This is a genomic window from Halococcoides cellulosivorans (assembly GCF_003058365.1).
Taxonomy (GTDB): Archaea; Halobacteriota; Halobacteria; order Halobacteriales; family Haloarculaceae; genus Halococcoides; species Halococcoides cellulosivorans.
The window spans coordinates 1,288,487-1,308,855 of sequence record NZ_CP028858.1 but is presented as its reverse complement, the minus strand read 5'-3'; the positions used below and the strand labels follow the sequence as shown (position 1 = coordinate 1,308,855).

Annotated in this window: 21 protein-coding genes; 16 read left to right on the top strand and 5 right to left on the bottom strand. The window is 64.5% G+C overall.

All coding sequences use genetic code 11. The features are described from left to right. Nucleotides 1-19: 19 nt before the first annotated feature. A complete protein-coding gene (locus tag HARCEL1_RS06475) occupies nt 20-688 on the top strand; it encodes a peroxiredoxin (protein WP_108381741.1) in 669 nt (222 codons plus the stop codon). Between the two features lie 26 nt (nt 689-714). Here the strand turns inward: HARCEL1_RS06475 and HARCEL1_RS06470 are convergent, their stop codons facing one another. Then, on the bottom strand, nt 715-1,272 hold the full coding sequence (locus tag HARCEL1_RS06470; RefSeq protein ID WP_108381740.1) for a DUF1684 domain-containing protein: 558 nt from the start codon (nt 1,270-1,272) through the stop codon (nt 715-717). Nucleotides 1,273-1,569: 297 nt separating this feature from the next. Here HARCEL1_RS06470 and dapA point away from each other — a divergent pair, with 297 nt between their 5' ends. The 3 genes from dapA to HARCEL1_RS06455 are packed head-to-tail and all read left to right on the top strand — an operon-like array spanning nt 1,570 to nt 4,116. After that, nucleotides 1,570-2,481, top strand: a complete 912-nt coding sequence (gene dapA / locus HARCEL1_RS06465) for a 4-hydroxy-tetrahydrodipicolinate synthase (protein ID WP_108381739.1) — start codon at nt 1,570-1,572, stop codon at nt 2,479-2,481. 40 nt (nt 2,482-2,521) lie between these two features. After that, the gene (dapB, locus tag HARCEL1_RS06460; protein ID WP_108381738.1) at nt 2,522-3,289 is read left to right on the top strand and encodes a 4-hydroxy-tetrahydrodipicolinate reductase; all 768 of its coding nucleotides are present in this window, start codon (nt 2,522-2,524) and stop codon (nt 3,287-3,289) included. Further along, the gene (locus tag HARCEL1_RS06455; RefSeq protein ID WP_108381737.1) at nt 3,286-4,116 is read left to right on the top strand and encodes a 2,3,4,5-tetrahydropyridine-2,6-dicarboxylate N-succinyltransferase; all 831 of its coding nucleotides are present in this window, start codon (nt 3,286-3,288) and stop codon (nt 4,114-4,116) included. The genes dapB and HARCEL1_RS06455 overlap by 4 nt, the downstream gene beginning before the upstream one ends. Before the next feature lie 54 nt (nt 4,117-4,170). On the opposite strand, the gene HARCEL1_RS06450 is transcribed toward HARCEL1_RS06455, so the two are convergent. The 3 genes from HARCEL1_RS06450 to HARCEL1_RS06440 are packed head-to-tail and all read right to left on the bottom strand — an operon-like array spanning nt 4,171 to nt 5,916. Next, nucleotides 4,171-4,797: a protein-L-isoaspartate(D-aspartate) O-methyltransferase gene (locus tag HARCEL1_RS06450; protein WP_108381736.1), complete on the bottom strand. Its 627-nt coding sequence runs from the start codon at nt 4,795-4,797 to the stop codon at nt 4,171-4,173. Then, nucleotides 4,797-5,441: an HVO_0476 family zinc finger protein gene (locus HARCEL1_RS06445; RefSeq protein WP_108381735.1), complete on the bottom strand. Its 645-nt coding sequence runs from the start codon at nt 5,439-5,441 to the stop codon at nt 4,797-4,799. The genes HARCEL1_RS06450 and HARCEL1_RS06445 overlap by 1 nt, the downstream gene beginning before the upstream one ends. Nucleotides 5,442-5,484: 43 nt before the next feature. Beyond that, on the bottom strand, nt 5,485-5,916 hold the full coding sequence (locus tag HARCEL1_RS06440; RefSeq protein WP_108381734.1) for an Hsp20/alpha crystallin family protein: 432 nt from the start codon (nt 5,914-5,916) through the stop codon (nt 5,485-5,487). Between the two features lie 185 nt (nt 5,917-6,101). On the opposite strand from HARCEL1_RS06440, the gene gap reads away from it, so the two are divergent. The 11 genes from gap (at nt 6,102) to HARCEL1_RS06385 (ending at nt 18,807) form a co-directional block, all read left to right on the top strand. Continuing rightward, nucleotides 6,102-7,112, top strand: coding sequence for a type I glyceraldehyde-3-phosphate dehydrogenase (gap, locus tag HARCEL1_RS06435; RefSeq protein WP_108381733.1), 1,011 nt, complete (start codon nt 6,102-6,104; stop codon nt 7,110-7,112). Between the two features lie 46 nt (nt 7,113-7,158). Then, nucleotides 7,159-8,391: a phosphoglycerate kinase gene (locus tag HARCEL1_RS06430; protein WP_108381732.1), complete on the top strand. Its 1,233-nt coding sequence runs from the start codon at nt 7,159-7,161 to the stop codon at nt 8,389-8,391. Nucleotides 8,392-8,509: 118 nt separating this feature from the next. Further along, a complete protein-coding gene (locus HARCEL1_RS06425) occupies nt 8,510-9,013 on the top strand; it encodes a metallophosphoesterase (RefSeq protein WP_108381731.1) in 504 nt (167 codons plus the stop codon). 37 nt (nt 9,014-9,050) lie between these two features. Beyond that, the gene (locus HARCEL1_RS06420; protein ID WP_108381730.1) at nt 9,051-10,007 is read left to right on the top strand and encodes an aminopeptidase; all 957 of its coding nucleotides are present in this window, start codon (nt 9,051-9,053) and stop codon (nt 10,005-10,007) included. A gap of 58 nt (nt 10,008-10,065) precedes the next feature. Then, nucleotides 10,066-11,853 (top strand): flippase activity-associated protein Agl23, encoded by a 1,788-nt coding sequence (locus HARCEL1_RS06415; protein WP_108381729.1) that lies wholly within the window; start codon nt 10,066-10,068, stop codon nt 11,851-11,853. 66 nt (nt 11,854-11,919) lie between these two features. Then, on the top strand, nt 11,920-12,135 hold the full coding sequence (locus HARCEL1_RS06410) for a ribbon-helix-helix domain-containing protein (protein WP_108381728.1): 216 nt from the start codon (nt 11,920-11,922) through the stop codon (nt 12,133-12,135). A 93-nt stretch (nt 12,136-12,228) separates the two neighbouring features. Next, entirely contained in the window at nt 12,229-12,507 is a 279-nt protein-coding gene (locus tag HARCEL1_RS06405; RefSeq protein WP_108381727.1) for a UPF0058 family protein, read from the top strand. 77 nt (nt 12,508-12,584) lie between these two features. Then, nucleotides 12,585-13,976, top strand: coding sequence for a cryptochrome/photolyase family protein (locus tag HARCEL1_RS06400; RefSeq protein WP_108381726.1), 1,392 nt, complete (start codon nt 12,585-12,587; stop codon nt 13,974-13,976). Nucleotides 13,977-14,165: 189 nt separating this feature from the next. Beyond that, on the top strand, nt 14,166-16,577 hold the full coding sequence (locus tag HARCEL1_RS06395; protein WP_159077045.1) for an outer membrane protein assembly factor BamB family protein: 2,412 nt from the start codon (nt 14,166-14,168) through the stop codon (nt 16,575-16,577). Between the two features lie 165 nt (nt 16,578-16,742). Continuing rightward, nucleotides 16,743-17,354: a superoxide dismutase gene (sod, locus tag HARCEL1_RS06390; protein WP_108381724.1), complete on the top strand. Its 612-nt coding sequence runs from the start codon at nt 16,743-16,745 to the stop codon at nt 17,352-17,354. 97 nt (nt 17,355-17,451) lie between these two features. Beyond that, nucleotides 17,452-18,807 carry a twin-arginine translocation signal domain-containing protein gene (locus HARCEL1_RS06385; RefSeq protein WP_108381723.1) on the top strand — a complete coding sequence of 452 codons (1,356 nt, stop codon included), beginning with the start codon at nt 17,452-17,454 and terminating at the stop codon, nt 18,805-18,807. Between the two features lie 186 nt (nt 18,808-18,993). Here the strand turns inward: HARCEL1_RS06385 and sufU are convergent, their stop codons facing one another. Continuing rightward, the gene (gene sufU / locus HARCEL1_RS06380; RefSeq protein WP_108381722.1) at nt 18,994-19,416 is read right to left on the bottom strand and encodes a Fe-S cluster assembly sulfur transfer protein SufU; all 423 of its coding nucleotides are present in this window, start codon (nt 19,414-19,416) and stop codon (nt 18,994-18,996) included. A gap of 99 nt (nt 19,417-19,515) precedes the next feature. Between sufU and HARCEL1_RS06375 the strand changes: the two genes are divergently transcribed. Then, nucleotides 19,516-20,367 (top strand): ATP-grasp domain-containing protein, encoded by an 852-nt coding sequence (locus HARCEL1_RS06375; RefSeq protein ID WP_108381721.1) that lies wholly within the window; start codon nt 19,516-19,518, stop codon nt 20,365-20,367. Nucleotides 20,368-20,369: the final 2 nt, after the last annotated feature.

Sequence of the window (20,369 nt, the reverse complement as noted above, 5' to 3'; positions counted from 1 at the left end):
CGGGCCTACGCTTGATCGTATGGAGAATACCTACACGCCGCGCCCACCGATGCTGGGCGAGTCGTTTCCCGAGATCGAGGTCCAGACCACGCAGGGCGAACTGACGCTCCCCGATGCCTACGCGGGCGAGTGGTTCGTCGCGTTCAGCCATCCCGGTGACTTCACGCCAGTCTGTACGACGGAGTTCGTCGCCTTCGAGAACCGCCGCGAGGAGTTCGAGGAACTCGGCGTCAACCTGATCGGCCTCTCGGTCGACCGGGTGCACAGCCACATCGAGTGGCTGAACTGGATCGAGGCGGAACTCGGCGTCGACATCGGCTTTCCGGTCATCGCTGACGAGACGGGAATCGTCTCCGCGAAACTCGGCATGCTCCACCCCGAGACGGGGACGAACACCGTCCGGACCGTGCTGATCGTCGATCCCGAGGGGACGGTCCGCCAGATGTTGCAGTACCCCAAAGAGATCGGGCGGAACATCGACGAGATCCTCCGCTCGATTCGTGCACTCCAGAAATCCGACGACGAGGGTATCGCGACGCCCGCCGACTGGCCCGCAAACGAGACGTTCGGAGACAGCGTGCTCCTCCCGCCGCCGAGCAGCGAAGCCGAGGCCGCAGCGCGTCTCGACGAAGCCGACGCCGAGGGCTACGACGCCCGCGACTGGTGGTTCACGCTGCGCGAGAACTGAAACTGTACACTCGGCCCGGAGTCGACTCAGTGCTGGTGGCCCATCGGATCGGCCGGGTCACCGGGATAGTCCTTTTCGCCGGCCTCGATCGGCACCTCCAGCCAGTTCGACGCGGGCACGAGCGGGCACTCGTAGCCCGCATTGTACGCACACGTCGGATTGTACGCCTCGTTGAAATCCAGGATCCAGCCTGCTGCCGTCTCGTGGCTCTCCGGTTCGAGGTCGAGATACCGTCCCGCACCGTAGGTTTCGGCCCCACTGGTCGCGTCCCGAAACGGGACCCACAGTCGGTCCTCACCGCTGACGGGTTCGAACGCGTCCAGCGTGACCGTCTCGCCGTCGATCTCGACCGTGAACGACCCGACGCGGCGATAGCGCTGCTCGCCGTCGGCGGTCGTCTCGACGGCGACCGTCTCGGGATCGTCGTACGGATCGAGGACCACGTCGAATCGGTAGTCGGCGTCGATGGGGTAGAAATCCAGGCCGGCGAAATCGTCGGGTGCAGGCGACCGGGGATGGTCGCGGAAGTACTCGGTCTTGCGGTCGCGCTGGGCCTCGATCTCGTCGCGCCAATCGTCGGTCATACGATAGTCTTGTTTTTCCCATGCAATAACGATTGTGCTCAAGACGGTGCTCGCTGGACCACGTACCCGGTCGGGCTGTCGGTATCTCCGTGTCGGAACATTGAATAGAGCCCAGTGGTCACCGTCATGTATGACCGACGCGACCCCACAGGCTCGCCACCGGGGGGTCCGTGTCCTTTCCTCGCGTCCGAAGCGTCGATAGCGAGACTCGCGGCGGGCCTAGCACTCCCGTCGCGGGTCGGTCCGAATCGACGCCTCGTGCGCTCACCGATCGTCACACAACCCACACACTCACCGATGACAGACCACCAGTTCGAAGGCGTCTATCCAGCGATGACGACGCCGTTCACCGAGGACGAACGCATCGATTTCGACCAGCTCAGAGCGAACGCCCAGCGACTGGAACGCGCGGGCGTCGACGGCCTCGTTCCGGTCGGCTCGACCGGCGAGAGTGCGACACTCACCCACGACGAGCACGTCGAGGTGATCGAAGCCGTTACCGCCGCCGTCGAGGACGTGCCCGTGATCGCCGGGACGGGGTCGAACAACACCCGCGAGGCGCTCTCGCTGTCCGAGCGTGCCGTCGAGGCGGGCGCGGACGGCCTGCTTCTCATCTCGCCGTACTACAACAAACCCGAACAGTCGGGGTTGATCGATCACTACCGAACGATCGCTGATGCGATCGACTGCCCACAGATCGTCTACAACGTCCCCTCGCGGACCGGGCAGAACGTCGCCGCCGACACCGTCGTCGAGCTTTCCGATCACCCCAACATCGTCGCGCTGAAGGCCGCCTCGGGTGATCTCGGCCAGATCTCCGAGATCGTCGAGCGCACGCGGGAGCAGGAGTTCGTCGTGCTCAGCGGAGACGACGGCCTCACGCTGCCGATGCTGTCGATCGGCGCGACGGGCGCGATCAGCGTCCTCGCGAACCTCGAACCCGAGCGGAGTTGTGCGATGGTCGGTGCGGCCCGCGCCGGCGATTTCGATCGCGCTCGCGCGCTCCATCACGAACTTGGGCCGCTCACGCGTGCGCTGTTCGTCGAGACCAACCCGATCCCCGTCACCGAGGCGATGGCGATCCGCGGGCACGGCACCGGCGTCGTTCGCTCACCGCTGACGCGCCTCTCGGAGCACCACCGCGAGCACCTCGAACGCGTCCTGGCCGATCTCGACGGTGCGGAGCGCCCCTCGACGGTCTCGACGTAAGATCGACCCATTCTTGTCCGCACCGTCCGCAGCCCCCGATATGACGACCGTCGCCGTGCTCGGAGCGGACGGACGAACCGGTGGGGCCGTCGTCGAGGCGATCACGGATCGCCACGACGCCGACCTCGCCGCCGCCGTCGACGCCGAGCCACGACCCGACGCACAGCCACCGATCGAAGCCAGTGACGACCTCGCGACGCTACTCGCGGATCGAGGGGTCGACGTGCTCGTCGACTTCTCGATTCCCGAAGCGATCGCAAAGGCCGCGCCGGTCTGTGCCGAGGCGGGCGTCGCCATCGTCACCGGAACGACCGGGCTGGAGGCCCACCACCGCGCGACCCTCGATGCGGCCAGCGAGTCGGTGCCGGTCTTGAAAGCCGCGAACTTCGCGCGCGGGATCCAGGTCCTCCTCCAGACCGTCGAGACCGCCGTGCGGGGGCTCCCGGGCTACGACATCGAGTTGACCGAGACCCATCACAACGGGAAACGTGACGCCCCGAGCGGCACCGCCGAGACCATCCTCGAAACGATCGACAGCGAGCGCGCCCACGAGACGGTCTACGGGCGCGAGGGGATCCAGCCGCGCGAAGAGGACGAGGTCGGCGTTCACGTCCGCCGCGCCGGCACCATCCGGGGCGAACACGAGGTCATGCTCGCGGACAACGACGAAGTCGTCTCGCTCGCCCACCGCGCGGAGGACCGTGGCGTGTTCGCCGCGGGCGCACTCGACGCCGCGGCCTGGATCGACGGCCGCGATCCGGGCTGGTACGACTTTGCCGACGTGGTCGACGTGGAGGGCGACCGATGAGCCTCGAACGCGACGTCGGCGCGCTCTGGGAGCGTTCCGAGTCGGGCCTGGACGCCGCGAGTGCGACCGCGGAGGATCTGGCGACGCTCGACCGCTTTCTCGACGCGCTCGAAACGGGCGAGATCCGTGCCGCCGAGCGCCAGGACGGCGAGTGGGTGGCGAACGCGTGGGTGAAACGTGGCATTCTCCTAACCTTTACGCTGTTCGAGACCCAGCCACGCGAGCACGGCGGCGTCACCTACCACGACGTGCTCCCGCTGCGCGAGACCGCGGATCTGGCCGATCGGGGGACGCGCAACACCCCCGACGGGACGGTCATTCGCCGTGGCGCGGCGATCGGGAGCGATGCGATTTTGATGAGCCCCGCGTTCGTCAACATCGGGGCCCACGTGGGCGACGGAACGCTCGTCGACTCGAACGACGTGGTCGGATCGTGTGCACAGATCGGTGAGAACGTCAAACTGGGCGCGAACACGACGATCGGTGGCGTGCTCGAACCCGTCGAGAGCACGCCGGTCGTCGTCGAAGACGACGTCGCGCTGGGCGCGGGGACCCGAGTCACCTCCGGATTCGTGGTCGGTGCGGGCTCGGTCGTCGGTGAGAACACGCTGCTCTCGCCACGGATTCCGGTGTACGACCTGGTCGAGGACGACGTCCTCTACGGGCGATTGCCTCCCGAGCGGCGGGCGTTCCAGCGGTACGTCGAATCGTCGGTCAGCGATCGCGGTCCGATCGACGGCGCGGCGTACAAGCCAGCGGTCGTCGCGACCGATCTGGAAGAGCAAACGCTGGAGGGGAGTGAACGGGAAGAGGCGTTGCGGTCGTAGAGCGGGTCGGCTTCGATCGATGCTGCCGGCCGATTGGACGGTCCGCCCAAACGGTCACCCGTGCATCTCGACGAAGCGCACGCCACCGCGATCGGATTCGGTCCACCCCTCGCTGGTCTTCTCCGCCCGGATCAACCGCTGGACGCCCCGGCCGATCGGCGCGAGGACGATCCCACCCTCGCGGACCTGTTTGCGCACCGCGTCGGGAATCGCGTCGGCCGCACAGGTCAGATACGCCGGGTCGTAGGGGGCATGCGCGGCCCAGCCGTCGTGGCCGTCGCCGTGGCGGACGCTGATCGCCCCGTACCCCGTCGCGGCGAGGGTCTCGCGAGCGCGCTCGGCAAGATCGGCGTGATACTCGACGCTGTAGACGTTTTCGGGCCCGACGAGTTCGGCGGTCGCCGCGGCGTGATAGCCACACCCCGTCCCGATTTCGAGGACGCGATCACCCGCCGAGAGGTCGAGATCCGCGAGCATGATCGCGACCATGTGCGGCGCGGAGATGGTCTCGCCGTCCCCGATCGGCAGGGGCCGATCCTCGTAGGCCGCCGCGCGCTGCGCGGCGGGAACGAACGCGTGACGTGGGACACGCTCGATCGCACCCAGCGCCCGGTCGTCGTCGACGCGCGCTCGCAGGCGTTCCACGAGGTCGGCGCGTTCGTCGGCTCGCTCCCCGGGCATTACCAGGCCGACCAGGCCGTCGAGTCCGTCGACTGGAGATAGATGCGATCGAGGTCTTTGGCGGGCGCGCTGTCGCCGTCACGCTCGTAGCGCCGGCGATCGTAGCCGCGGGCGTCCTCGCGCAACTGGAAGCGCTGGAGGGTCGCCTCTCGGTCGTCGACGGTGATCGTCTCGCCCACCGCGAACTCCTCGTCGCCCGGCACCTGGAGGGTCGCGCTCGCGGTCTCGTCGTGAGTGCCGCTGGCGGGGTGGACCGTCGCGTCGACGGTGACGTTCCCGACTGCGCGCGTCCAGATGGTCTCGACCTCGTCGGCGGGCGCACTCGACACCCGGCCGTCCTCGACTTCGAGACTGGTGATCCGCGCGGTGACGATCGCTGCGTCGGTTTCGAGGACGAACTCCTCACCGACGGCGATCGTCTCGTCGACGGGCACCTCCGTGGAGGCGGTCCAGGACTCGCCGTCCTGGGAGACGACGACCGATTTGGAGGCAGTCTCCTCGCTCGGTGGGTCGGTCTTGTGGACGTGATCACACTCGCTACACCGGACGGTGAACTGTCCGCCCTCGGAGAGCACTTCGTGGACGGTCTCCCGATCCGGCGAACAGGCCGGACAGGTGACCGCGAGACGGTTTGTCGGTGACATACAGACGCGTCGGCGGCCGAGTGAGTAAAAGCGTCCGGTCGAGTCAGGAGAGATCGATGCTCGCGCCGGGGTCGTCCGCGCGGTCGAACTCGACTTCGAGGATACCGTTGTTGTAGGTCGCAGACGCCGAGGTCTCGTCGACCGCACAGGGCAGTCGGACGCGCTCGTCGTAGTTGTGGCGCTCGCCGCTGGCCTCGATCGTGACGACTTCGCCGTCACACTTGAGATCGATGTCACTTTTCTCGACGCCCGGGAGGTCGGCCACCAGGCGGAGCATGGCGTCTTCCTCGTAGATGTCGACGTGGGCGTCGGTGGCCGTCTCCCCGGGGGCCTCGTTGGGGACCCCGTTTGGCGCGCCCGGGCCCGCGTAGTGTTCGACGTGCATGTCGAAATCGCCGCCCATGATGTTGTTCATCATCCGCTCGATGTCCTCGAAGAAGTCGTCGAAGGGGTCGTCGCGATCGTCTCGTCGCATACCCGGTGTTGACTGGTCGGAATCAAAAGCCTTCTGTCGGCGTCACTCCGAGTTCGAGACAGTTGCGATCACGGGGCCAGTCTCCACGGGCCACCAATCGGTTCACGACCCGTCTCGTCACCGCCGGGCGGAATCGAAAAACATTTACTCGTATGTGTAGCAATTTCAAAGTGGAGCCTTCAAAAATGAGTGCATCTGACCCCGTCCGGATCGGCATCAACGGGTACGGCCGTATCGGCCGCTGTACCCTCCGCGCATCTCTCGAGAACGACAACGTCGAAGTCGTCGGGATCAACGACATCATGGACTTCGAGCAGGCCGAGTACCTCACGAAATACGACTCGGTGCTCGGCAACCTCGGATACGACGTCGACCTGAACGGTGACACGCTCACCGTCGGCGACAACGACATCTCCCTGTACAACATTCAGGACCCCACTGACCTGCCCTGGGACAGCCTCGACGTGGACGTGGCCGTCGAGTCGACCGGGATCTTCCGCAAGAAACACGAGGCCGAAGCCCACCTCGACGCCGGTGCCGACAAGACACTCATCTCGGCCCCGCCGAAAGGCGACGACCCCGTCCCGCAGTTCGTCTACGGCGTCAACGACGACGAGTACGACGGAGAGGACGTCGTCTCCGCCGCCTCCTGTACCACGAACAGCGTCTCGCCGCCGATGTACGTCCTCCTCGAGGAGTTCGGCGTCGACGCTGCCGAGATGACGACGATCCACGCCTACACGGGCAGCCAGTCCATCGTCGACGGCCCCAAATCCAAGACCCGACGTGGCCGGGCCGCCGCCGAGAACATCGTGCCGACGACGACCGGCGCCTCGACCGCGACCCCGCAGATCCTCCCCGAACTGCAGGGCAAGTTCGAGGCGATGGCGATTCGCGTCCCGGTCCCGAGCGGATCGATCACCGAAATCGTCGTCGACCTGCCCGGCGATCCGGGCGTCGAGGAGATCAACGCTGCCTTCGAGGAGTACGCCAACGGCGAACTCGAAGGGTCGATGGGCGTCACCTCGGACCCGATCGTCTCGCGTGACGTGCTGGGCTGGCAGTACGGTTCGTGTGTCGACCTGAACAAGACCTCGACCGTTCAGGGTGGCAAACTCGCGAAGATCTTCGCCTGGTACGACAACGAGATGGGCTACACGGGCCAGATGCTCCGCGTCGCCGAACACGTCGCGTAGAGACGCACCGCTTTTCGATCACTCGCGATTCGGTTCCGTTCAACCCATGGCTGAATTCAACACACTCGACGATCTGGAACCCGGACAGCGCGTCCTGGTGCGCATCGACCTGAACTCGCCCGTCGAAGACGGCGAAGTCCAGGACAACCACCGCTTCGACCGGTACGCCGAGACGGTCCGCGAACTCGCCGATTCGGAGCATCGGGTCGTGCTGATGGCCCACCAGGGCCGCCCCGGTCGGGACACGTTCGTCTCGCTCGACCAGCACGCCGATATCCTCTCGGAGTACGTCGGCAAACCCATCCAGTTCGTTGCCGACACGTACGGCGACGACGCAATCGAGGCGATCGAGGGGCTCTCGGCGGGCGAGATTCTCCTGCTGGAGAACACCCGGATGAACGACGACGAACTCCCCGAGAAACCGCCCGAAGAACACGCCGACAGCGAGTTCGTCGAGACGCTTGCGCCCTACTTCGACGCGTACGTCAACGACGCCTACTCGGCGGCCCATCGCGCGCACGCCTCGACGGTCGGCTTCCCGCTCGTCCTGCCCGCCTACGCCGGTCGCGTGATGGAAAGCGAGTACGAGTACAACACCGGCGTCGCCGAACGCGCCCGCGAGACCGACGGACAGGTCACGATGGTGCTCGGCGGCAACAAGAGTGAGGACGTCATCAGCGTCATCAACAACCTCGGTGACGCCATCGACACGTTCCTCGTCGGTGGCCTTCCCGGCGAACTGTTCCACCGCGCGGACGGCAAGCCCGTCGGCATGGACGTCGGCGACATGGACCTGCTCGACGACCAGTACGCCGAGACCGAGGACACGCTGGCGAACATCCTGGAGACCAGCCGTGACCAGCTGGAACTCCCGACTGACTTCGCCTTCGAAGACGATTCGGGCGAGCGCGCGGAGATCGCACTGGACGACATCACGGAGAAGACCGATCCGTACCTCGACATCGGCCACGACACGATCGATTCGTACGTGCCGATCATCGAGGACTCGGACGCCGTCTTCGTGAAAGGCGCCGTCGGCGTCTTCGAGGACGAGCGCTTCGCGGACGGGACGGTCGAACTGATCGAGGCGATCGGTCGCACCGATTGTTTCTCAGTGATCGGTGGCGGCGACACCGCTCGGACGCTGAAGATGTACGGCCTGAGCGAAGACGACTACGACCACATCTCGATCGCCGGTGGCGCGTACCTCAACGCGCTCACGGGCCAGGAACTCGAAGCCGCCGAAGTGCTGATCGAGCAGGCGACCCAGACGGCCTGATCGAGTGACGGCCCGATCGGGTCGACACGCCGATCGAGTGGTTGCGTGACCCAGTCGACGTCGTGACCGAGTCGACGCAATCGCCATCCCTTTTCCGTCGCCGGTCGCAGTCCACTCCATGCTCGTCGGCATCGTTTCCGACACCCACGACGATCTTTCGGCGGTCGATCAGGCGGTCGAGACGTTCGAATCGCGCGGTGTCGACACCGTGATCCACTGTGGAGATATCGTCGCGCCGTTCGCGGCGACGCCGTTCGATCGATCGTTCGCGTTCCACGCCGTTCGGGGCAATAACGACGGCGAGTGGGCGCTCGCGCAGACGATCGACGCGTTCGGAACGTATCACGGTGAGTTCGCCCACCTGACCCTCGACGACCGCGAGTTCGCGGTCTACCACGGCACGAGCGAACCGATCGTCGAAGCGCTGCTCGCCAGCGGTGCATACGACTACGTCTGCCGGGGCCACACCCACGAGCGCACGCTCGACGACCTGTCGGGCACGGTCGAAATCAATCCCGGCGGCCTCCCGTTCCCACAGGCCCCCGCGGATCCGGCGGTCGCCATCCTCGATACGACCGCACCGGTCGGTCCCGACGCGGTCGAGACGCTGTCGGTGTCCTGACCGATGGACTGAATGGGCCCGCCCCCCGAGCGCGGCCATGGACACCGTCGACGAGCGACTCCGCGGGCCGGCGAGAACGGCGATCGATCAGTGTATGGGCCTCGCGAGCGACGAATCCTGTCTGATCGTCACCGACGATGAGCGCCAGGCGATCGGCGCGGCGCTCCGAGCGGCCGCCGCCGAGCGAACCGATGCGGCCTCGATGCTCACCTACACGCCGGGCGACCAGCACGGCGAGGAGCCACCGGCCCCCGTGGGCGCGGCGATGGCCGACGCCGACGTCGTGCTCGCGCCGACGACGAAAAGCATCAGTCACACGCGCGCTCGTGAAGCCGCCTGTGAGGCGGGCGCACGCATCGCGACACTCCCGGGCATCACCGAACCCGTCTTCGAGACCGGCCTCGACGCCGACTACGAGGCGATCGCATCGACCAGCGATCGCGTGTACGACGCCGTCAGCGGCGCCGAACAGATCCAGATTACGACGCCGCGCGGGACCGACGTGACCGTTCGACCGGGCGATCGCGCGTGGCATCGCGATACCGGGATCGTCCACGGCCCGGGCGACTTCTCGAACCTGCCGGCGGGCGAGGTGTTCGTCAGCCCGCTCCACGTCGAGGGCCGGATCGTCGTCGACGGGACGATGATGCCCCACGGTGCGATCGACGGGACGCTCTCGATCGACGTCACTGCCGGGACGGTCACGTACGTCGACGACGACGCACTCCGCGCGGAACTCGACGCCGCGGCCGAAACGTCGGGCGACGGCGCGTACAACCTCGCGGAGTTCGGCATCGGCACGAACACCGCCGTGGCCGATCTCGTCGGATCGGTCCTGCTCGACGAGAAGGCGGCCGGAACGGTCCATTTCGCGATCGGTGACGACGCCTCGATCGGCGGGACCACGGAGGCCTCGATCCACCTCGACGGCGTCGTTCGCGATCCAACCGTCACCGTCGACGGCGCACCGCTCGATCTCCCCGTCGCGGAGTGACCTCGGGACCGACAGTATAACAGAAGACATTTGACCGATATTGGCCACGTTGTGAGTGATGGACACGCCACCTGGGTGGGACTGGCTCCCGGATCGCATTCGCGACCGACCGGTGCTCTCGGTGATCGTTCTGATCGCACTGCTCGCGGTCACCGTTCGGCTGATCGCACTGGGCTTTCGGGTGTTCTACTACGACGAAGCCTGGTTCGGCTACTGGGTGCTCCGATTCATGGAGAACGGATCCTGGAGCTATCGTCCCATCCTTCACGGCCCGTTTTACGTCCGCGTGAACCCGCTCGTCTTCGACCTGTTCGGCGTCTCGGACGCGACGGCCAGGCTCGTGCCCGCGCTGATGGGCGGCCTGTTGCCGGTGGCGGCGTGGCTGTACCGTGAGCATCTGAGTGACGGCGAACTCGTCGCGCTGGCGGCGCTGCTCGCGGCAAACCCCGTCTTGTTCTATTACTCGCGGTTCATGCGCAAGGACCTCCCACTCGCGGCGCTGATCTTCGTCGCGGTCGGCCTGGTCGTCCGGACGATGGACACCCGCGATCCCCGGTACCTCTACGGCGCAGGTCTGAGTCTGGGTGTCGCGGCCTCGACCAAGGAGAGTTTCCTCCTCTGGATCATCACGATCGTCGGCGGTCTGGTGTTCGTCGCGGACACGCGGATGCTCGAAGCGGGACGATCGTGGTGGGTCTCTCGGACGGTCCGGTCGACGCTCTGGCCGGCCGCAGCGGGCACGGCCCACACCTCGGACGACGCTGGAGAGGGTCGACTTGCCGACCTCGATTTCTGGTTTCATCACGGCGTCGTCGCTGCCGTACTCGCCGTCGCGATGATCGTCTTTTTTTACGCGCCCCGGGCGGGCCCCGGCCAGGAGATCGGACTCTGGGCCGCACTCACCGGTGAGTTTCTGACGCTCCCGGCGGTGCTGTGGGCGGCGACCGGCCAGGCGTTTCTCGACGCCATCGACTACTGGGTGCTCGGCGGGATCCAGGAGCACGCGTATCTCCCCTATCTCGTCGATACGTTCAAGACGATGCTGACCGGCGCGACGGTCGTCACCGTGTTCGGGGCCATCGGCGCGCTGATCGATCGGTATCGAGAGCCCTCGCGTCCGATCGTGACCTTCTATGCGTTCTGTGCGGGCGCGGCCACACTCGGCTATCCCCTCGCGAACAACCTGCCCGTGCCGTGGTCGACGGTGCATGCGATCGTCCCGCTGGCGGTGCCCGCGGCGGTCGGTATCGCGGCGACCGGCCGGGCGATTCGGGCACTCGATGAGCGACGCGCGACCGCCGACGACCAGTCGGTGACGCGATCGGTCGCGACCGTCGGTCTCGCCTTCGTGCTCGTCGGGGCGGCGGTCTGGATGGGTGCGATCGTCGTCCAGACCAGCTACGTCGCCCCCCACGACAGCGCCCACGGCGAGACGGGCCACGAAATCGTCTACTACGCCCAACCGCCGGGCGAACTCCGGACCGTCACGGACGCCATCGATCGCGTGGCGAGTGCGGACCGTGCGGGCCCGGACGTCCTCTTCGTCGGGAGTAGCCTCCAGATGGACGAATCGCGGGTCGACCTGCCGCCGGCGACGGGCGCGTGGCACGCCCGGATGCCGTTGCCCTGGTACACCGAACAGTCCAACGCCGACCTCGCGAGTGTCCGGAGCGTCTCGGCCGTCGGGGACACACCGCCACCGATCGTGATCACGACGACCAGTCTGCAAAACGATCTCCGTGGTCGACTCGGTGAGGACTACCGGGGCACTCACCACGACCTCGACGAGGCGGGTGACCGGTCGGTCGTCGTTTTCGTCCACGACTCGATTCGTCGACCGGCGTAGCTGGTATCGCTCGTGGTACCATCCCCGTTAGCCTTAAGGACCAAGAGTCGAACGGGGAACTATCCGATGCCGAAAGTCGAAATCACCATCCCCGAACATCTCGAAATGCAGATCGCCCAACTGGTGGAACAAGGGGAGTTCGTCAATCGTGAGGAGGCTATCGAGGACCTCCTCTCGACGGGGCTCAAAGCGTACAAGACCAGCGGGCCGATGGACGACGAGGAGGAACCGGGCCTCGAAGAGGACGGGATGATGGGGCACGACGACGAGTACGTCTTCTAACTGGTTCGCGCGTTCCTCACCGGTCGGTCGTTCCGGTCTGCGAACCCTTCTCGAACAACGTTTAATGTCTTCTCGGCCGTATCGAATTCAACGATGCACAAAGACGAGCTTCTCGAACTCCACGGCAATATGGTCACTATTATGGGGTATTTCGATCGACAGGACGACATTCCGTCGAGTCTGTTCGACCCGTACCGCGACATCGACGTGACGCCCGACGACGTTCACAAATCGAAAAGCGAGCACAAACACGCCGTGTTCGTCCTCGGGAACGCGCTGGCGAACGCGATGAGTGACGACGAATTCTCCGAGGCGGGTCGGGTGGGCAAACGCATGAAAGAACTCGCTGAGGACGCCGAACAGCGCATCTAGGGCAGGTTGGTGGGGCCGGAGTCGACGATCCCTGACCAGCCCAAGCGATTATTGTCGGCCGGCCCGCCGACCTGGCTATGCGCATCCACTGGCATCGCGACGACCTCCGAGTCGACGACAACGCCGCGCTCGCGGCCGACGACGGACCGTTCCTGGGGCTGTTCGTCTTCGATCCAGAATTGATGGACTACGCCGGTGCCGCCCGGCTACGCTTCCTGTACGACGCCGTCGCCTCGCTGCGCAAGACCTATCGTGAACACGGCGGCACACTCCTGGTCGAACGGGGCGATCCGCGGACGCTCGTCCCCCGTCTCGCCTCGACCCACGACGCCGACCTGGTGACGTGGGCCAGGGGCCACTCCGGCCTCGCCCGCGAGCGTGACGCGGCCGTTCGCCGCGCGCTGGACGAGCGTGGGATCGACCGCGAGGCGGTCGAAGACGACCTCCTGCAGGCCCCCGGGACGATCACGACAAACGACGGCGACCCCTATCAGGTGTTCACCTACTTCTCGAAGAAGTGGCACGATCGGCCGGTCGAAGACCCTCATGCGGCCCCAGATGCGGACCGGTTCGTCGATGCCGACGGGGAGATGCCCACTCGTGACGCGCTAGATCTGGAGCCCCCCGACGCCGAGGTCCCGGCCGCGACCGAGCGCGCCGCTCGCGACCGCCTCGCGACGTTCTGTGATGGGCCGATCTACGAATACGCCGACGCGCGTGACTATCCGGCCGGGGACGGATCCTCACGGCTCTCGCCGTATCTCGCCTTCGGCCTGATCGGCCCCCGGGAGGTCTACCGGGAAACCGAGGAGGCCCGCGCGGCCGCGCCCGACGGGGACGCCGAGGAGAGTGTCTTCGAGTTTCAGGATCAACTCGCCTGGCGGGAGTTCTATCGGCACGTCCTGTATTTCGAGCCGTCAGTCGTCACCGAGAACTTCAAAGAATACGCCCGCCCCATCATGTGGCGTGAGGACTCCGACGGCCTGGAAGCCTGGAAACACGGCGAAACGGGCTATCCGATCGTCGACGCAGGGATGCGCCAACTCCTCGCCGAGGGGTGGATGCACAATCGCGTGCGCATGATCGTCGCCGCGTTTCTCACCAAAGACCTCCTCATCGACTGGTACGAGGGCTACCAGTGGTTCCGCGAGCGCCTGATCGACCACGATACCGCCAACGACAACGGTGGCTGGCAGTGGGCGGCCTCGACGGGAACGGACGCCCAGCCGTACTTCCGGATCTTCAACCCGACGACGCAGTGTGAACGCCACGATCCAGACGGCGAGTACGTCCGCGAGTACGTCCCCGAACTCCGTGAGGTCTCGACCGAGACGATCCACGAATGGCCCGACCTGGATCAGTCGACGCGCGATCGGATCGACACCGCGTATCCCGACCCGATCGTCGATCACGCTGATGCCCGCGAGCGTGCGCTCGCGACGTTCGAACGGGCGCGTGGTGACGAGTGATCTCCCTGGCGAAACGAAAGGACTATTCATCAGTTCGTCGATAGTCGAGACGAACGACCCCATCGACGTATGAATGCTGCGTTATCGTTCGATTTCGATAGGCCCGTTCAGCGGTCGTCTTCGTCGATCGTACGGATCGCAGTCCTCGTAGTTCTCGTCACGGTGGCACTGCTCGTGATCGGTGGTACTGTGGGAACCGCTAGTGCTGACAGTGCCCACGACGGTACCGCTGGCGGCGAACTCGACGGCGGGGCGGGTCCGTCGATCGGACCGAACGAATCGGTCGGGGTTCGAACTGACGCGGCGATCTACGTGGTCGACGACAACGGAACGGTCCGCGCGCTCGACCGCGAGGGCGGCCGCGAACGGTGGCGGGTCGCCCTCGACGGTCAGGACCCGACGGCGATCGAGGAAGCGTACGGGTCGCTGTACGTGACGGCACAGACCCCGGGGCCCGACGGGCGGAACCTCACCAGTTACGCGATCGACGCTCAGACCGGTCGGATTCAGTGGACGACGGACCTGCGGGGTGCCTGCGTCCAGACGACACACGTCGGAAACGGAACGGTTCTCGTCTCCACACTCGGGTGTTTGCGGGTGCCCGAACGCGATCTCACACAAGATCGCGTGACCGCTCTCGACGCGGTCGATGGATCGATCGAGTGGCAGTCGGCGTTCAGACGGGAGGGCATCCACGAGACGGCCGTCTCGAACGGGCGACTGTTCCTCCAGAGCGACTCGATTCAAGCGGTCGACATCGACACGGGCGTCGTCGAGTGGCACCGTGACCGAATTGGGGGGTTCAACATGATCCTCGCCAACGAGACGATTTACGCCACGATTCCGGCCGACTATGCCTCCGAGAGCGATTCGGTCGTCGCGCTCGATCGGGCCACCGGCCGGACTCGATGGCGAACGAACGCGACGGACGTCGGATACGATCCATTGGCACTCGGTCCGCGAGAACTGTTCGTGTTCACCGGGTTCTACACGCAGGAAGCCGACCAACTGCTCGCTCTCGATCGTGAGACCGGGAGGATCCACGCGAAACGGACCGACTTCGACCCCGATAGCGATACCCCGATCGAATTGAACGGGTCGAATCTATCGATCCAGTGGCACTCTTTGAGCGTCTCGCCGGCCGACTCGACGGTCCGGTCGAACGACTCCGGCCCCCGATGGCCGGACGCCCGCATGACCGTCGATCGATCGGGCGAGGAGATTCGCGTTTCGGCGACCGAGTCGCTCACGCCGGGGAGTACGATCGAACGCACGACGTGGTGGGTCGACGGCGAGCAGCGCGCGACCGACGAGTCGACCATCACGGTCGACCCGCCAGCGGTCGGCAGCCAGACGGTTCGCCTCGCGATCACGGACGGTCGCGGCCGGACCGACACCCGGCGACGCCGCATCGCTGCGAGGGGCGCCCCCGGGACCGAGCGGTGGCAGCAGTTCCTCGGATCGCCGTCCGGGACGGCCCCCGTCACCGACGGCGAGCGGTTCTACGCGCGGAGTACCGCGTCGGTCGTGGCCGTCGACGCCGAGACCGGCGCCGAGCGGTGGAACCGATCGACACCCTCGATGTCGATCGAGCCAGGTGTCGGGTCGGGAGTCGTCGCCATCATGCTCAATGGGGCGCACACCATCGCGGTCGATGCGCAGACTGGCGACCGACGGTGGGAGCGTGAACTCACGGAGGGGTGGGCGACCGGCGTGGCCCCGCCGACGGTCGCGTTCGGGGTGGCCTACGTCGATCAGTCGGGCCTGTACGCACTCGACGTCGAGACCGGATCGATTCGATGGCACAAACCTGGCGGGCCCCATCCCGATACGCGTCCGCGAGTCGCCGGTAACTCGCTGATCGTGCGGTCCGACGATATTCACGCCGATCGTGGGAACCTGACCGCGCTCGACCCCGGGACCGGTCAGCAACGGTGGCGGCGACAGCTGAACGAGTGGGATGCGCCCGTGGCGACCAGTAGCGAGGCCGTGTACGTCTTCGACGACGACACACTCGGTGCCTACGACGCCGAGACCGGCGACGAGCGCTGGAGTCGAGCGGTCTCGGATCTCGACGGCCGGCCGACGGCGCTTACCCACGACGGGAGCGCGCTCTACGTCTCGACGGACCCGGCGATCGTCGCCCTCGACGCCGCGACCGGTGATCGCCGCTGGCGCACTCCGATCGACGGTGGTGGACTCAGCCCGGCGACTGCGGCAGGTAATCGGGTGTACGTCGGCACGAACAACGGGGCAGGCCTCTCCGAGGGCGCGATCGATCCGGGATCGCGGGCGAATCGCTCGCTGATCGCCATCGAGAACGGATCGATGGTGTGGACGCGGACGGTCCGGGCACCGATCTACTCGCGACCGGCCGTCGCGAACGGGACTGTCGCGATCAGCTCGTGGGACGGGTCGATCGTGGGCGTCCACGCGAGCGCCGACCGGTCGGACTCGGCGTCGTCCGCGTCGCGTGCGGCGTTCTCGTATCCCTGGTGGCACGTCGCCCGGTATCCGTGGATGCACCGGTCGGCGACCGTCGCGATCGTGGGCCTCGTATTCGTCGTCCTCGTCGGTATCGTCGTCTGGCGACGCCGATGACTCGATCGAGGCCGTGGGCGGGCGCTATGCACCTACTGCTGGAATCCAGGCCGGCACTGCCGTCTCGACCAGATCCGTCATCGTGTCCGACCGGTGCCGGTCCGGCCCCTGGTAACGTTTCCCATCTCAATCTTTTTCTCGCCCCCGCTACAGGTCCGACCTGCAATGTCCGAACGATCCCACCCCGAACTCCCCGACCTTCCGTACGCCTACGACGCGCTCGCACCGTCGATTAGCGAGCAAGTGCTGACCTGGCATCACGACACCCACCACCAGGGCTACGTGAACGGCCTCGATGCGGCCGAGCAGACGCTGGCCGAGAACCGCGCGAACGGCGACTTCGCGTCGAGCGGCGCCGCGCTGCGCTCGGTCACGCACAACGGCTGTGGTGCGTATCTTCACGAACTGTTCTGGACGAACATGTCCCCGAACGGTGGCGGCGAGCCGTCGGGGTCGCTCCGCGAGCGCATCGAAGAAGACTTCGGCTCCTACGAGGGCTGGAAAGGCGAGTTCGAGGCCGCCGCGTCCGCTGCCGGTGGCTGGGCGCTGCTGGTGTACGACTCGAAGGCTGGCCAACTCCGCAACGTCGTCGTCGACAAACACGACCAGGGCGCACTCTGGGGGGCCCACCCCATCCTGGCGCTCGACGTCTGGGAGCACTCCTACTATCACGACTACGGCCCCGCACGTGGTGACTTCGTCGACGCCTTCTTCGACGTGGTCGACTGGGACGCCGTCGCTGAAGAGTACAGTAGCGTCGTCGGCACGTTCGAGTAAGGTATAACATAAGTAGAAACGATAGCTTTCGACTGTTCGCTTGGAGGGATAATTCGCGCAAGGAAAACCTTATTAAAGCTGGAGTAAATTCACAATTATGGTTGATCCAACCAACCTGAGTCGGCGGGATTTCATCAGAAATATTACTGTCGGCGCTGGGGTGATGGGTTCGATTACGGCAGCATCAACGTCGGTCGAAGCAGCGACTGATCAATCTGAATCAGACATCATCTGGGAGGTTCCACGGTCACATAAAACGGTTTATCGACGGTTCGGTGGAAACCCTGATGAGTCGGACAGTGACCTCACCAATCAAGACGTGTGGCTTCAGTCGAATACAAACTTGGGGTACAAGGGGTTCAACCACAATGAGAACGACGCTAAAATTTCGCACAAGTTTGTCCTGGTAACGGCAGTGAATGAGTTTTGGCCTGCTAGTAATAACAGATTTGACAAGCCGAGAACAATAGTTGGAGATGCGAAAATATCCGGTGTAAGTGGGTTACTACACCGTTTCAAAGCTGAATCTGGAGTGAATATAAGCTTATGGCGCAACGAATTCGAAAATACAAAACAAGAAGCTAGTTGGGGTGGATTTGCTGATGATAGATATGATGGGGGAGCGAATTGGAGCGATATATTTGACAGTTCTATCGAACCGACTGATGGAAAACTACCCGAAGATCAGGTCGAGGAATTAACTCAGGAATTATCTAACGAAATCGAAAATAAAGGATATAGTATTGGGTCCGCTGCTTTGTCTACAATAATTACAGCTGCAAGTTTTAATTACCCCTATGCCGCAGGGGCTGCCGCTTTAGCACAGGCACTGGTGAGCGGTCTTAGCAGCGATGGTGATGATTGTGGACTGACTGAAATAGACAAGGATTCGTCCTGGAAACAAGAGTATCATCCCTGCTCGGACAAATTCGTTTTCTCTGATAGTATTCTGCCAAACTTTCAGATACAAGTCGATGAAGTTGAGGTTAAAGTACCTGCTGATGGACAGTTCCACAGAGTGGTTTTCCGACATGGATGGATGCCACCGAGTAAATCACCATATTCAGAATGGGATGGTGAACCGTCGACAGACTCTGGAATATTCCCTCCGACGTATCGTGATTATGGGTTGTATTTGCCTGGACGCCGATTGAATGCGACGGTGCGGAACGAGGTATTCCCGGATGAAAAACCAATTCAGCTTCCGGACAACCCATGTGGTTCGAATCCGTGGGAAAAAACATCATGGGAGTGTCCTGATGTTGTTGACAAGTCAGTTTCGATGGAAGACTCTCTTCCCGTTGATGGTTCTTTACTCAATTACTATAGATCAAAAAACAAGCCAAATGATGTTCTCAACCCTAGTGATGTGCTAGATTCAAAAGACGATTATCTAACGGGAGATTTATCTTTGGAAGAAACTGTGAAAATCCAAAGATCTTACTTTTTCTGATTTGAGTGGTTATTGGAATTAATCTCTGTATGGGGCTCGTCTGCTAGAGGAGACCCATTCTGGCGTATTCTTTGGCAAAAGGGTTTCAATCGTTGTCAGATGACTTTTGGATACTATTCTGTATTGGGTCATACCGGGAATACTGAATCTACAGAAAAATTCCGGTCGGTATCCCTGCTCACCCCATTACTCTTCGGTCGTCGTCTGATCGAGGTCTTTCTCGCCGGCGTAGATTTCGTAGCCGTCCTGAGCGACCTTCTCGGCCAGCACCGCGCACTTCACCCGCATCGGCGAGATGTCGACGCCGAGCATGTCGATGACGTCGTCGCGGTCCATCGCCTCTAACTCCTCGATCGCCATCCCCTCCAGGCGGTCGGTGAGCATCGACGCCGACGCCTGTGAGATCGCACAACCGTCCCCGTGGAAGGCGACGCGCTCGATGGTCGACTCACTCTCGTCGAGGGCGACGTCGATCGTGATATTGTCGCCACACATCGGGTTCTCGCCTTCGTGGGTGAAGGTCGGGTCGTCGAGTTCGCCGTAGTTCCGCGGGTTCTTGTAGTGATCGAGGATCTGCTGTCGGTACATATCCGAGCCGCCGAGTCCCATCGTTGCCGGTCGTAGGCCAGCACGGCCGAAAAGGGTTCCGTGCCGACGGTCCGTCGCCCCAATCCTGGAATTTAATGCCGCTCGGATCACCCAACGGGTATGACGACGCTCGGGATGGCGACACAGAGCGAGACCTTCGAGCGTCTCGACCGTGTCCTCGACGATCACGGGATCACCGTGGTCGGCCTGCCGGTCTCGGGCCGCGTGATCGATCTGGCCGATCCGGACTGGCCAGCCTTCGATATCGGACTCGTCTTTCCTTCACGGGTGGTCGAAGGCGCGGCACTCGCGGCGGCGGCCGACCGACCCTGGATCAACGATCGGAGCGACGTGCTGACCTCGCGGAACAAGGCCGCCGTCCACGCCCGCCTGGAGCGGGCCGGCCTGCCGACGCCGACGACACGACTGGTCTCGAATCCCGCCGATCGCGCAGCCGTGCTTGCGGCGGCCGACGCAATCGGGTATCCCGTCGTCGTGAAGCCGACCTCGACGACGCGTGGCGTTGGCGTGACCCGTGCGCCCGACCCCGACACGCTCGCGGGCATCGTCGACTACATCGATCTCGTCCAGGACTACGCGGCGACCGGCGACAAGAGCTACCTGCTCCAGGCGTTCGTTCCCCAGGCCCGCGACGTCCGCGCGATGGTGATCGACGGCACCTGTGTCGGGGGTGTCGAGCGTCGGCACCCCGACGATCGGCGCTGGCGACACAACGTCCACCGTGGGGCCCGAGCGGAGGGCGTCGACCTTGACGAGCGCCTTCGAGCCCTCGCGGAACGCGTGGCCGCGACGCTCGACGTCGACTTCCTCGGGGTCGACCTCCTCGTCGGGCCCGACGGGCCGGTCGTCGGCGAGACCAACGCCAGGCCGACCGTCGACGCGGTCGAGAAATACGATTCGGATGCGATCGATCGCTTCGTCGCGCTGATCGAGAAGACCTGTCCGCCGTAGCG

Bases quoted from the DNA above. Each gene is read 5' to 3' on its own strand.
- HARCEL1_RS06475 (WP_108381741.1), top strand. From the start codon at position 20: ATGGAGAATACCTACACGCCGCGCCCACCGATGCTGGGCGAGTCGTTT.
- HARCEL1_RS06470 (WP_108381740.1), bottom strand. From the start codon at position 1,272: ATGACCGACGATTGGCGCGACGAGATCGAGGCCCAGCGCGACCGCAAG.
- dapA (WP_108381739.1), top strand. From the start codon at position 1,570: ATGACAGACCACCAGTTCGAAGGCGTCTATCCAGCGATGACGACGCCG.
- dapB (WP_108381738.1), top strand. From the start codon at position 2,522: ATGACGACCGTCGCCGTGCTCGGAGCGGACGGACGAACCGGTGGGGCC.
- HARCEL1_RS06455 (WP_108381737.1), top strand. From the start codon at position 3,286: ATGAGCCTCGAACGCGACGTCGGCGCGCTCTGGGAGCGTTCCGAGTCG.
- HARCEL1_RS06450 (WP_108381736.1), bottom strand. From the start codon at position 4,797: ATGCCCGGGGAGCGAGCCGACGAACGCGCCGACCTCGTGGAACGCCTG.
- HARCEL1_RS06445 (WP_108381735.1), bottom strand. From the start codon at position 5,441: ATGTCACCGACAAACCGTCTCGCGGTCACCTGTCCGGCCTGTTCGCCG.
- HARCEL1_RS06440 (WP_108381734.1), bottom strand. From the start codon at position 5,916: ATGCGACGAGACGATCGCGACGACCCCTTCGACGACTTCTTCGAGGAC.
- gap (WP_108381733.1), top strand. From the start codon at position 6,102: ATGAGTGCATCTGACCCCGTCCGGATCGGCATCAACGGGTACGGCCGT.
- HARCEL1_RS06430 (WP_108381732.1), top strand. From the start codon at position 7,159: ATGGCTGAATTCAACACACTCGACGATCTGGAACCCGGACAGCGCGTC.
- HARCEL1_RS06425 (WP_108381731.1), top strand. From the start codon at position 8,510: ATGCTCGTCGGCATCGTTTCCGACACCCACGACGATCTTTCGGCGGTC.
- HARCEL1_RS06420 (WP_108381730.1), top strand. From the start codon at position 9,051: ATGGACACCGTCGACGAGCGACTCCGCGGGCCGGCGAGAACGGCGATC.
- HARCEL1_RS06415 (WP_108381729.1), top strand. From the start codon at position 10,066: ATGGACACGCCACCTGGGTGGGACTGGCTCCCGGATCGCATTCGCGAC.
- HARCEL1_RS06410 (WP_108381728.1), top strand. From the start codon at position 11,920: ATGCCGAAAGTCGAAATCACCATCCCCGAACATCTCGAAATGCAGATC.
- HARCEL1_RS06405 (WP_108381727.1), top strand. From the start codon at position 12,229: ATGCACAAAGACGAGCTTCTCGAACTCCACGGCAATATGGTCACTATT.
- HARCEL1_RS06400 (WP_108381726.1), top strand. From the start codon at position 12,585: ATGCGCATCCACTGGCATCGCGACGACCTCCGAGTCGACGACAACGCC.
- sod (WP_108381724.1), top strand. From the start codon at position 16,743: ATGTCCGAACGATCCCACCCCGAACTCCCCGACCTTCCGTACGCCTAC.
- HARCEL1_RS06385 (WP_108381723.1), top strand. From the start codon at position 17,452: ATGGTTGATCCAACCAACCTGAGTCGGCGGGATTTCATCAGAAATATT.
- sufU (WP_108381722.1), bottom strand. From the start codon at position 19,416: ATGGGACTCGGCGGCTCGGATATGTACCGACAGCAGATCCTCGATCAC.
- HARCEL1_RS06375 (WP_108381721.1), top strand. From the start codon at position 19,516: ATGACGACGCTCGGGATGGCGACACAGAGCGAGACCTTCGAGCGTCTC.